8 protein-coding genes are annotated in these 13,359 nt (G+C 35.4%); all 8 read left to right on the forward strand.

Annotated features, from left to right (window positions below):
- Window positions 1-4 precede the first annotated feature (4 nt).
- The 8 genes from F6U93_RS12150 to F6U93_RS14670 all read left to right on the forward strand — a co-directional run bounded on the left by F6U93_RS12150 (window position 5) and on the right by F6U93_RS14670 (window position 13,357).
- Complete coding sequence (locus F6U93_RS12150) at window positions 5-1,837, forward strand: sensor histidine kinase (protein ID WP_150940182.1); 1,833 nt, start codon at window positions 5-7, stop codon at window positions 1,835-1,837.
- A gap of 67 nt (window positions 1,838-1,904) precedes the next feature.
- The gene (locus tag F6U93_RS12155; protein WP_150940185.1) at window positions 1,905-2,570 is read left to right on the forward strand and encodes a response regulator transcription factor; all 666 of its coding nucleotides are present in this window, start codon (window positions 1,905-1,907) and stop codon (window positions 2,568-2,570) included.
- A 272-nt stretch (window positions 2,571-2,842) separates the two neighbouring features.
- Window positions 2,843-4,333 (forward strand): MFS transporter, encoded by a 1,491-nt coding sequence (locus F6U93_RS12160; RefSeq protein ID WP_150940187.1) that lies wholly within the window; start codon window positions 2,843-2,845, stop codon window positions 4,331-4,333.
- Window positions 4,334-4,883: 550 nt separating this feature from the next.
- A complete protein-coding gene (locus F6U93_RS12165; RefSeq protein ID WP_150940188.1) occupies window positions 4,884-8,405 on the forward strand; it encodes a nitrate reductase in 3,522 nt (1,173 codons plus the stop codon).
- Window positions 8,405-9,835 carry a rubredoxin gene (locus tag F6U93_RS12170; RefSeq protein WP_150940190.1) on the forward strand — a complete coding sequence of 477 codons (1,431 nt, stop codon included), beginning with the start codon at window positions 8,405-8,407 and terminating at the stop codon, window positions 9,833-9,835. Before F6U93_RS12165 ends, F6U93_RS12170 begins: the two co-directional genes overlap by 1 nt.
- A 327-nt stretch (window positions 9,836-10,162) precedes the next feature.
- Window positions 10,163-11,071 carry a DMT family transporter gene (locus F6U93_RS12175; protein ID WP_150940192.1) on the forward strand — a complete coding sequence of 303 codons (909 nt, stop codon included), beginning with the start codon at window positions 10,163-10,165 and terminating at the stop codon, window positions 11,069-11,071.
- A 114-nt stretch (window positions 11,072-11,185) separates the two neighbouring features.
- Window positions 11,186-13,036 (forward strand): DNA topoisomerase IV subunit B, encoded by a 1,851-nt coding sequence (locus F6U93_RS12180; RefSeq protein WP_150940194.1) that lies wholly within the window; start codon window positions 11,186-11,188, stop codon window positions 13,034-13,036.
- A gap of 177 nt (window positions 13,037-13,213) precedes the next feature.
- On the forward strand, window positions 13,214-13,357 hold the full coding sequence (locus F6U93_RS14670) for a hypothetical protein (RefSeq protein ID WP_191963510.1): 144 nt from the start codon (window positions 13,214-13,216) through the stop codon (window positions 13,355-13,357).
- Window positions 13,358-13,359: the final 2 nt, after the last annotated feature.

Here is a 13,359-nt window from a genome sequence, read left to right on the forward strand (position 1 = left end):
ATATATGACGAAGCACGGAAATTCATTAGACCAAAGAACGTTTGATAAATTAAGCCGGCTTTACATTATTGCATTAAGTGCCATAGCGGTTTCTGTAATTGTTAGCCAAATTCTTATTCGCAATCACCTTTCCAATCAGGAAACGGATTCGTCGGTTATAAATGTAGCTGGGAGACAGCGTATGCTCAGTCAGAAACTCACGAAAAACGTGGTGTCGCTTTCAGCCGAAAATAGCGTAGAAACTCGTATTTTAATTAAGAATAAAATAAAGGAAACCCTTAAATTATGGGAGTTATCACACCACGCCCTTCAAAATGGAAGTGATAGTTTAGGGCTTCCAGAAGATAATACAGATGAAATTCGAGCGCGTTTTTCAGTGCTTAACCCTGTTTTTGATAAGATTAGTTTTGCTTCACAATCTATTGTGAGTAAAATTGAAGCTTATCCAGAATTAGATTTGCAAAATTTTAATTCTGAAGTTGAATTGGTTAAAAATAACGAAGATGATTTTTTGCTGATGATGGATGATATTGTGAATCAATATGATCTGGAAGCAGAGAAAAAAGTAAACTGGCTAAGAAGATTGGAGTCCTGGTTAACAGCCTTGACTTTAATTATTTTATTAGGGGAGTTTTTGTTAATTTTTTGGCCTGCTGCAAAGTCTGTAAAATCAACACTTTCAGAGTTGTTGTATGCCGAAAAACGTGCTAAAAAAATGGCATTTGATGCTGATGAACTCAGTCTGGCCAAAGAGAAATCTATAAAGGAATTACGAGCCTTAAGTCGTGCTATGGATGATACCTTGTTGTTTGCACGTATTTTACAAAACGGGCATATCGTGCATATGGGGAATAAGTTTTCGAGGCTTTTTAATTATTCTAAATTAAATGAAAAGGGTTTGTTTTGGACGGTTTTATCGCCAATAGAATCAGAACAAATTGTTATTGAAGATCTCATTGTTAAGCATAAAAAAACAGGCTGGCAGGGTGAAGTTAAAGCGACGACTAAAGAAAGGTTTGATGTCTGGTTAGAAATGGCTATTATCCCTTACAGTCCAACCGAAGATCGATCGGAATTACTCATAATAGCTTCAGAAATCACCGATAGAAAGGCAGCACAATTAGAGATAGATAGGCTGACGACAGCAAGTTTTGAGGAGAAGATGAACCAGCAAAAAATTATTGCTAGTAAAATCATTGAAAACCAAGAAAAGGAGCAGAATAGAATAGCGAAAGATGTGCATGATGGTATTGGTCAAATGCTAACCGGGTTAAAGTATAATCTAGAAAGTATTGACATGAATCATGTTGAAAAGGCATCGTCAAAAATTGAAAATCTTAAAGCCTTAGCTTCTGATATTATAAAAGGTATTAGAACGGCAACCTTTAATTTAGCACCTCCAGAACTTACCGATCATGGTATTGTTCCGGCAATTGTGAAGTTAACGCAAGAATTGGCGAAGCTAACCGGAAAGCAAATTATGCTTTTTAATAAAACAGATTTTAATCAACGCTTAGATTCCTTGGTCGAAATTAATATCTACCGAATCACTCAGGAAGCTATTAATAATGCGATAAAATATGCCGAAACCTCACATATTTTAGTGTCTTTATCACATAGTAAGGATATTTTAAGTATTGTGATTGATGATAACGGTAAAGGCTTCGACCCTAATAAGGTTAAAAATGTTAAAAATGGCGATGGGGGAATGGGAATGACTTTCATGAGAGAACGTATTAAATATATAGATGGCCGATTCTTTATAAATTCTGAAATAGGAAAAGGCACTCGAGTGACTTTAAATATTCCGCTTAAAGGGAAGTTGAAAACCAACTAACTGCGTGGGAATTTTTAATACGTAGTTGTACTTAATTTTATTACTTTTGAACTTATAATTATAGTTTATGGATGTTATTAATGTAGTGCTTGCAGATGACCATGTATTAGTTAGAGATGGTATTAGAGCACTTTTAGAGGATCAGTCTGGGGTAAAAGTAATTGCCGAAGCTTCAAATGGAAAAGAAGCTTTAGAGATTATTGCTGAGAATAAGCCACATGTGTTAATTGTGGATATTAGAATGCCAGAAATGAATGGTATCGAGGTGGTAGGTGAGATAAATAAGAGGTATTCAGATGTGCGTACTTTAGTCTTATCTATGCACGATTCTGAGGAATATGTTTTAAAAGCTATTCAGGCAGGCGCTGATGGTTACTTGTTAAAGGGAGCGAGTAAGGAAGAGTTTTTAAAGGCTCTTAATAATGTCGCAGCTGGAGGAAAATATTTTACAGGAGATGTTTCTGCCATAATTATGAATAATTTCGTAAACGGAAATACCACTACGGCGGAAGTTGAAGAAAAGAAAGTTAAAGAAGATCCTTTTAAACTCACCAAGCGTGAAAAACAAATTCTTGAACTCGTTCTACAATTAAAAAACAATAAAGATATTGCTGAAGAATTAAAAATAAGTAAGCGTACCGCCGAAGTACACCGTTTTAATTTGATGAAAAAATTAGAGGTTAAAAACTTAATGGAGCTTAGTAATAAGGCTAAAGAGTTCGATTTGGTTTAGCGCTTCTGCTTTATAAGTAAAAAATAAATTATAGAAATCCCAGATTTTGATGATCTCGGGATTTTTTTATGCCTAATGATTTGTCTTATTTGTTAAAACACTCAGGTTTTTGGGGTTCCTTTTAATATATTTTCAGTATTCCTTATTCTAAATTAGTAAACTCATATTTTTACGTAATTACGTAGTTTTTGTGTTTAAAATTAAGTATTTATACTTAATTTTGTTTCGTTGAATAGATAGTTTTTAACTATAAATTATTAAAACAAACGAAAATGAATACAACACAAGGAGCAAATAAAATACTGTTTATAAATACTTTAGCTTTTACTTTTTGTTTCGCAGCATGGATGCTAAACGGGATATTAGTTACTTTTTTAGTAGATAATCAAGTGTTTTCTTGGAGTGCTGTAGAGATTGGTTGGTTAATAGGTATTCCAGTTTTAACGGGTGCTATTTTTAGACTGCCAGCTGGTATTTTAACCGATAAATTAGGGGGGAAGCCAGTATTTACGGGCTTGTTGTTGCTGTGTGCAGTTCCTATGTTTTTATTGTCTTACGCTGATGATTTTTGGGCATTCGCCTTATGTAGTCTAGGGTTTGGTATTGCCGGAGCTAGTTTTGCTGTGGGTATTGCCTTTTCATCAATCTGGTTTCCTAAGGAAAAACAAGGCGTGGCGCTTGGTATTTTCGGTGCAGGTAATGCGGGTGCTGCTATTACAACTTTAGTAGGTCCTAAACTATTGAACTTTCTAACAGATAATAAAACGAATTTAGACGGTTGGAGAGACATGCCAAGAATCTATGCTGCAGTACTTGTTTTAATGGCAGTGATATTCTTTGTAACTACAAAAAATAAAAAACCAGCATCAAGTACTAAGAATATAAAAGGCATGTTAGCACCACTAAAAAGTGTGCGTGTGTGGCGTTTTGGTTTATACTACTTTTTAGTGTTTGGTTGTTTTGTAGCCTTTGCTGGTTGGTTGGTGCCTTATTACACCAATGTATACGCATTAGATTTAGTAACTGCGGGGATATTAGCCTCTTGCTTTAGTTTGCCTTCAGGAATTATTCGTGCCTTTGGTGGGTGGTTGTCTGATCGTGTGGGCGCAAGAAAAGTGATGTATTGGGTGCTTGGTTCTTCTTTAATTTTTAGCGCGATTTTGATTGTACCAAAAATGGATATTTATGCTGCCGGAAAAGGAATTATGGCCAAAAGTTCAGGTACGGTTACTGATGTGACTGCCAATTATATTGAAGTAGAAGGTGTTAAATACCCAGTAATAGCAAAAACCGATAAGCTTGCAAATTTAAATGAAGGCTTCCATGTATTTCCTGTTAAAGAATCATGGCAAGAAGTGGTTGTGAAAAAAGGTGATGTTGTTAAAAAGAAACAATTGATTGCTAAAGGTAATACCCATATTTACTTTCAAGCGAACTTGTGGATTTTCGCTATAGTAGCTATTATTATTGGTTCTATTTGGGGTATTGGTAAGGCTGCGGTTTATAAGCATATCCCAGATTATTTCCCTGAAGAAGTAGGTGTTGTTGGTGGTATGGTTGGTGTACTTGGTGGACTAGGTGGTTTCTTTTGCCCGATCATATTTGGTTATTTGTTAGAAGGAACCGGATTGTGGTCAAGCTGTTGGATATTGATGTTGGCACTGTCTGCTGTATGTTTAATTTGGATGCATCGTGTGGTTCAGAAAATGGCCGATAAAGCAACTCCTAATTTGGTGAACAAATTTGAAAAAGAACAAGGTTAATTCCATTGTTTGTATGATGTTCTTTAGTGTTTTAAGATATATTGATTAATACTAGGCTTAAAAAGGTCTGATTTTAATAAATCCTTAAAATGACTATTCATAATTGTTAATCTTGTAATAATTACAGATTACTTACTTTTGTTGCTTGTAATTAAGTATGAATACTTAATTTTACGTAGAAGAAATTAAAATATTGATTCCTAAGAATGCTTAATGAGCTGTAATGTTCTTGTCATTTTAAGGTTGAATTGAAATATTGACATGCTGCATAATCTGTAGTTTTAGCTACCGTAGTGTCTAATGGTTTTTCATAATTGGAGCCATAGTGGTTGTGGCTACGGTAGTTTTTTTATAACAACTTGCTTAAGTTGAAAAAACTAAAACACATAAAAGGATTATGTGAGAGCGCACTGAAATAACAAAACTAGAAGCCTGTTTTTTTATTAATTTAAAATTAAAAAGCCTCTGTTTTGTTGTTATTCAGAATAATGAATCACGAATTTGTGTTCTGAAATTAAAATGTATTATTTAGTATAAAATCTTTGTCTGAATGATTAAAAACGAAGTTAAAACAACGTGTTCATATTGTGGTGTAGGCTGCGGAATTATTGTTAAAAAAGACAGTAATAACAAAGTACTTGTTGAAGGTGATAAAGATCACCCTGTAAACAGAGGTATGCTTTGTTCAAAAGGTATGAACTTGCACTATGTGGCTAACGATACCTCTGATAGAATTTTATACCCAGAAATGCGCTGGAGTCGTTCGCATCCCAGAGAACGCGTAAGTTGGGATGATGCTTTAGATCGTGCTGCTAGCGTTTTTAAATCTATTATCAAAAAACATGGGCCAGATAGTGTAGCATTTTATGTGTCTGGACAAAGTTTAACAGAAGAATATTATATAGCAAACAAGTTAACTAAAGGTTTCTTAGGAACCAATAATATAGATACGAACTCTCGACTTTGTATGAGTTCAGCGGTGGTTGGTTATAAGAAAACATTTGGTGAAGATTCTGTGCCGATCTCTTATGCCGATATTGAATTGGCAGATACTTTTTTGATTTCTGGTGCGAACCCAGCTTGGTGTCACCCGATTTTATTTAGACGTATTGAAAAACATAAGGAAGAGAATCCTGATGTAAAAATTATAGTTGTAGATCCAAGAAAAACAGATTCAGCAAACTTTGCCGATTTACATTTACAACTTCTTCCAGGTACCGATGTTATTTTATATAACGCCATTGCGAGATGTTTGTATAAAAGTGGACTCATTGATGAAAAATTCATAAATGAACATACGGATGGTTTTGAGGGTTATAAAGACCTTATTTTTCAAACGTCTTTAAGAAAAGCTTCAAAACTATGTGGTGTTTCTGAGGACGATATTCGTAAGGCTGCAAAATATATAGGGCTTTCAAAAGGCTTTATTTCTATGTGGGCTATGGGGCTTAACCAAAGTGTGGTGGGTACCGATAAAAATGTATCGCTTTTAAACTTATCGCTTATTACAGGTCAAGTTGGAAAACCAGGCGCGGGGCCTTTTTCGCTTACCGGACAGCCTAACGCTATGGGCGGACGTGAAGTAGGTGGAATGGCTAATTTATTAGCGGTTCATAAAGATTTAATGAATGAAGAGCACCGTCGTGAGGTGGCCCAATTCTGGGGTGTTGATAAAATCAACCCGAAACCAGGACTTACGGCAACCGAAATGTTCGATGCCCTTGAAAGCGGAAAACTTAAAGCGGTATGGATTGCTTGTACTAATCCATTAGTGAGTTTACCAAACTCAAACCGTATTGAGCGTGCCATGAAAAACGCCAAGTTTGTTGTGGTTCAAGATATTTCGCATAAATCAGACACAGTAGATTTTGCCGATTTAGTGCTTCCTGCAGCCGCTTGGTTGGAAAAGGAAGGTACAATGACCAATTCTGAAAGACGTATTTCATACTTGCCTAAAGAAATTGATGCACCGGGAGAAGCACGACCAGATGTTGAAATCTTTTGTGATTTTGCACAGCGTATGGGCTTTAGAGGGTTTAATTTCAGCAATGCAAGTGAGGTTTACGATGAATATGCGGCTATGACTAAAGGGACCAATATTGATGTGTCTTTCTTAAATTATGATCGTTTAAAAAACGAAGGCACTTTTCAATGGCCGGTTAATGAATATAGACACCCAGGTACACCGCGTTTATTTGAAGATAAAAAGTTTTATACACCATCTCAAAAAGCACAATTCAATTTACCGAGTACAATTGAAAATACTTCGGTGCAACCCAATGATGATTACCCACTGATTCTAACAACAGGGCGTGTTCGTGATCAATGGCATACCATGACAAAAACAGGAAAGGTGTCTCGTTTAAAAACGCATTACCCAACACCGGTTTTAGAAATTAATCCAGTTGATGCCTTTTTAAACAAAATTAAAGATGGTGATATTACTGAGATTACTGGTGAAAACGGACAAGTTAGAGTGCGTGCTAAGATCACCGATACCATTAAAAAAGGTGTGGTTTTCTTACCAATGCACTGGGGAAAACAATTACAGAGTAACTTAAATCGAGCAAACAATCTAACCAATACGCATGTGGATCCTACGTCTAAGGAACCAGATTTTAAGTTCACGCGTGTTGCTGTTACAAAATATAAAAAACCGGTAGAGAAAATCGTTATTGTAGGTGCTGGAGCGGCAGCATTCCGTTTTGTTCAAAATTATCGAGAATACAACGAAGTTGATGAAATTCACGTGTTTTCAAAAGAACCTAATTTATTCTACAATAGAGTATTGTTACCAGAATATGTTACCGAAGAATTGTCTTGGGAACAACTTCTTAAAATAAAAGAACAGGAACTTAGTAAGCTTAATATCAACTTGCATCCAGAAAGATCTATTGTCAAAATTGACAAGGATGGCAAGAATGTTACCGATAGTAATGATGAAATCCATACTTTCGATAAGTTAATCTTAGCTACAGGTAGTCGTCCGTTCATTCCTAAAGATGTTCAAATTGATTTACCAGGACGTTTTACCATGCGTAATAAGAGTGATGCTGATAGTTTTAAAGCTTATTTAGATGCTACAAACTTACCGCCTGAAGAGCAACATGTTGTGATTGTTGGTGGTGGATTATTAGGTCTGGAGTTAGCAGCAGCTATGAAACATAAAAATGCCAAAATCACTATTATCCAACGTGCGTCTCGTTTAATGGAGCGTCAGTTAGATAAGGTGTCTAGTAAGCTCTTGGCTTTAGATGTTCAAGAACGTGGCATTCAAATTTACTTCGATAACGAGGTGAGTACGGTCTTTGATGATGAAGATACAGGAGAATTAAACATTACACTTAAGAGTGGGAAGTTCCTAACGGCCAATGCTATTGTTTATGCTATTGGAACAATTCCTAATGTGGAAATGGCTAGAGTGAATGGTATCTCTTGTAGTCGTGGGGTTAAGGTGAATCAACACTTAGAATCTTCGCATAAGGATATTTTCGCCATTGGTGAAATTGCAGAATATAACAATAGGTTATTCGGAATTACTTCGGCAGCAGAAGAACAAGCAAATATTTTAGCGAACTTTATTGCAGGTGATATTAGCTGTGCTTATGATGGTTCGGTGTTGATGAATATTTTAAAATTCAATGACTTAAATCTTTGTAGTATTGGTGATATTGATGTGCCTGAGAATGATGATAGCTATGAAGAAATCATATTTACTGATCTTAAGAAACGCTATTATAAAAAGTGTATCGTAAAAGACGACTTGCTAGTTGGTGCGGTTTTAATGGGTGATAAAAATGAATTCGCCGAATTTAAAACCATGATTGAAAGTAAGATTGAAATGGCCGATAAGCGTAATACTTTACTTAGAGGATCTTCAAATGACGCACCAGTATTAGGTAAGTTGGTTTGTTCGTGCAGTCAGGTTGGGGCCGGAAATATTGAAGAGGCCATTGCTAAAGGTTGTGATGATTTCACCGAATTATGTAATAAAACAGGTGTCGGGTTAGGTTGTGGAAGTTGTAAAACTGAAGTTAGAGAAATACTTCAAAATTCAAAAGTATTAGCATAATGGAAGAGCCATACAGAATTAAAATTAGTGGAGGTGTTTTGTCTCCAGGAGAGTTAAAATATATTTGTGAAGCGGCAGAAGGCTTAGGTTTAGATGCTATTTCATTCGGTTCTCGTCAAGATATTATTTTCCCAGAACAGATTGATGAATCTAAGTTTGATCAGTTTAATAAAATTCAATTTATTAAGCCTAAGCGCGATGGGATTGAAAATGTCGCTTCATCTTACGTTTCTGCTGAGATTTTACCAAGTACCTCATGGTTAACAAGTGATCGCTATTTATATATATTAGAACAGTTCAAGCATAAATTGAAATTAAGGGTAAATATTACCGATCCTAAACAAAGGTTAGTGCCTTTATTTACTGGAAATGTCAATTTTATTGCTTCAGAACACGAAGATTATTGGTACTTATATGTACGACTTCCAGGTTGGAAAAAAACACTCATGTATCCTGCGCTTATTTATAGCTGGGATATGGATAAGATAGAAATTGCCATAGAAAATATCCTTCAGGAGGAACCAGAAACTATCGAAACGGTTTTTGACTTGGTGAGTGATGCTGTAGATACCAATAACAGAACGGTTGATAAAGCTTTAGAAGTGCCGTTTTATCCGTTTCCTTACTATGAGGGCATGAATAGAATTGGACCAGATCGTTACTGGTTAGGCTTGTATTGGAGAAATAATCGTTACGATTTGAAGTTCTTGAAAGCCATGTGTGATCTGTGTTCAGAAAATAAAATCGGTAAAATATCGATTACCCCTTGGAAATCATTTATTGTTAAAGGAATTCCTTTAAAATCGAAATTACAGTGGGAGAAATTCCTTGGTAAATACGGTATTAATGTCCGTCATTCTATGTTGGAGATGAACTGGCACCTGCCGGTAAATGATCCAGATGCTTTAAATCTAAAAAAGTATTTGGTAACCAACTTTGACCAAAATGATATCAGTACCTATGGTTTAACCTTCGGGATTACAAGTTATGAGAGTGATACTTATAATTTCACTTCTATAGTTATCGAGAAAAATAAGCAACCAGATATTAAAGGGGATTTCAAAATTAGAGATACTTACAATCTTTTATACGCTAAAAATTTCGACCCAAATACACAGCAATACATCATGCATGTTCAAGATGTTGATAAGGTGGAGTTACCAGGGTTGTTAATGGAATTGAGTCAGTTGTATTTTGAACAATTGGGTACAGAACGTGAAGAAGAAGAGGTTGAACTGGTTCAGAAAGAAAAATCAGAAGTTGAGGTGTATCAGTGTTCAGAATGTATGACCATTTACAATGAAGTTTATGGTGATGTGACTCAGGATATTGCACCAAATACACCTTTTGAAAGTTTAGAAGGTACTTACGCCTGTTCACTATGTGAAGCGCCTAAGAGTAGCTTTGAAAAGAAGGTTTTAGTACATTAAAAATCAAAGTTGATGGCTGCTAACAATTTGAGGTAAAGCTTTAAAATGTAGTGAATCTGTCATTTCTAGGTCACGAGAAATATAGAAAGTATAACCTAGAAAGAAAAAAATAAGAGGAAAATCTTAAATAAAATAACCGAATACTTTTGCTCGAATGCGATGTCTCAAAAGTGCTGAATGTGTTTTAAATATGCTTGGGTTTGTATTTAAATAATTAACATTGGTGCTAGAGATATCGCATTACTTTTTAATGCTTGTTTGGCCTGAACATCGTAATCTTTCCCGTTTCAAATCCTTTGAACTAAAACAGAGATTTACTTTCGCCGCATGGAAACAAATACAAAACAATTTTGGTACGGTGTGCTTATAGGTGTTCTAGGTGTGGTGCTTTTTTCATCAAAAGCAGTTATGGTCAAATTGGCTTATAATTACAATGTTGACCCTATTAGTATTTTATTGCTCCGTATGTTATTTGCTTTTCCTGTGTATGTGGTGATTGCTTTTATTTATAGCAAGAAAAAAACGGCTATACCTATAAAGAAAACAGATTATGTATGGTTGGTCTTTTTTGGCTTAGTAGGTTATTATCTGGCTAGTTATTTTGATTTTGTCGGACTCAAATACATCAAAGCCAGTTTGGAGCGTATCATTTTGTTCTTATACCCAACCATGGTGTTGGTTCTAAATCGTGTGTTTTTAAAACGCCCTATAACTAAAATACAATCCTTAGCCATTGCTTTAACTTATATGGGCGTTGTTATAGCCTTTTGGGATGAAGTGGCCTTGTCAGGTCGTGATAGCTTTTTAGGAGGCGCTTTTATTCTATTAAGTGCGATTACCTATGCAACGTATTTAGTAGGAACCGGTTGGCTTATTCCGAAATTCGGAGTCGTTAAGTTTACCGCATACGCCATGATTGTGTCTTGCGTAAGCGTATTTATTCATTTTAGTATCGTAAGCGATGTAGATTTGTTTAGTTTTTCATGGCAAGTTTATGCTTTAGGATTTATTATTGCCCTGTTTGCCACTGTAATTCCGTCTTTTTTGGTGTCTACATCGATAAAGATGATTAGCTCTTCAAATTTCGCTATTGTTGCAGGAGTCGGACCTATTTCAACCATTATTTTGGCTTCCATATTCTTGAATGAAGTTTTAACGGGCTTGCAGTTTTTTGGGGCTTTGGTGGTGATCTTAGGGATATTGATGGTTTCTCTTAAAAAAGAAAAGCAGGCCTAGTCAGGTTCTCAACAATGAATTAAGGTTCATTGTTAATTACTTTGTGGCTTTGCTATTTCATTTTTTGATTGGTTGTGCTATATTAGCATCCTATCTTAACCACAGCTCTTATTAATGGCAGAAAATTCTAACTACACCGAAGACAATATTCGTTCATTGGATTGGAAAGAGCATATCCGTATGCGTCCTGGAATGTATATTGGAAAACTTGGTGACGGGTCTTCTCCTGATGACGGTATTTACATTCTACTTAAAGAAGTTTTAGACAACTCCATTGATGAATATGTCATGGGAGCCGGAAAAACTATCGAAATTTCCATTCAAGGGACTAAAGTAACGGTTCGTGATTACGGCCGTGGAATTCCGTTAGGGAAGGTAGTTGATGTGGTTTCTAAAATGAACACCGGTGGTAAGTACGACTCCAAAGCCTTCAAGAAATCGGTTGGATTAAACGGTGTTGGTACTAAAGCTGTAAATGCTTTATCATCTTTTTTTAGGGTAGAATCCACACGTGATAACAAAAGCGCTTCCGCGGAATTTGAACAAGGTAACCTTACCAACGAAGACTTTTTAGAAGAAACCTCACGCCGAAAAGGGACGAAAGTATCTTTTATTCCTGATGAACTTATTTTTAAGAATTATAAATTCCGAAGTGAGTATATCGTAAAAATGCTTAAAAACTATGTGTACCTGAATCCAGGTTTAACCATTGTTTTTAACGGTGAAAAATTCTATAGTGAAAACGGATTAAAAGATTTATTAAGTGAAAATATTGGTGAATCTGATCGTTTGTACCCAATCATCCACCTAAGGGGAGATGATATTGAGGTCGCTCTAACCCATAGTAAAACTCAATATAGCGAGGAGTATCACTCTTTTGTAAACGGACAAAATACAACGCAAGGGGGAACACACCTAAATGCCTTTAGAGAAGCCATAGTGAAAACCATTAGAGAATTCTATGGGAAAACTTATGATGCTTCTGATATTAGGAAATCTATTGCCAGTGCTATTGCCATCAAGGTTATGGAGCCGGTTTTTGAGAGTCAAACCAAAACAAAATTAGGTTCTACCGATATGGGCGGTGACCTGCCAACGGTAAGAACCTATATCAATGATTTTGTAAAACGTTATTTAGATAACTATTTACATAAACATCAAGATACGGCTGAAAAAATTCAGCGTAAAATACTTCAGGCAGAGCGCGAACGAAAGGAGCTTTCTGGTATTAGAAAGTTAGCCAAAGACCGGGCTAAAAAAGCCAGTCTGCACAATAAAAAATTACGCGATTGCCGGGTGCACTTTGGTGATGCTAAAAACCCAAGAAACTTAGAAACCACTTTGTTTATTACCGAGGGTGATTCGGCTTCTGGTAGTATCACAAAATCTCGAGATGTAAATACACAGGCCGTGTTTAGTTTAAAAGGAAAGCCTTTAAACTGTTACGGACTAACAAAGAAAATTGTTTATGAAAATGAAGAATTTAATTTGTTACAAGCGGCTTTAAATATAGAAGAGTCTTTAGAGGATTTAAGATATAATAATGTGGTAATTGCTACCGATGCCGATGTTGATGGTATGCACATTCGCTTGTTATTAATTACCTTCTTTCTTCAGTTTTTTCCTGAAGTGATTAAAGAAGGGCACCTTTATATTTTGCAAACGCCGTTATTCCGTGTTAGAAATAAAAAGGAAACCATATATTGTTATTCTGAAGAAGAACGAAGAAATGCCATAGAAAAACTAAAACCAAAACCAGAAATCACTCGATTTAAAGGTCTTGGTGAAATTTCTCCAGATGAATTTAAACATTTCATTGGTGAAGATATTCGGCTAGACCCGATTATGCTAGACCATAATATGTCTATTGACGAATTATTAGAGTTTTATATGGGGAAAAACACCCCGTCAAGACAAGAGTTTATTATCGATAATCTTAAAGTAGAATTAGATATTATCGAGTAATTGATAAAGCGTTTTTTTTAGCCTATTTCGGAATAAAAAATAGATAAAAAAACGTAATAAATTTTAGTTAAAATTGGTTAAGAAATTTATCTGAAAACGTAACTTTGCTGCGATTTTAAAAAAGATAAATTATATTAAATAACACCTACTTTTAGTAGGCATAAAAACTTAACTAAGATGTTATACGCAAAGAAAGAAGAATTAGAAGTAATACGTTCATATGAGTACTTACATGTTCACCCAGCTAAAGATCAAGTAATGAGATTACAAGCTCGTGGTGGTGTAATGCTTAACGGCAAACCAAAACCAAATAAAAAGTAATT

Source organism: Pseudotamlana haliotis (assembly GCF_008806375.1).
In the GTDB taxonomy this organism is placed as follows: Bacteria; Bacteroidota; Bacteroidia; order Flavobacteriales; family Flavobacteriaceae; genus Pseudotamlana; species Pseudotamlana haliotis.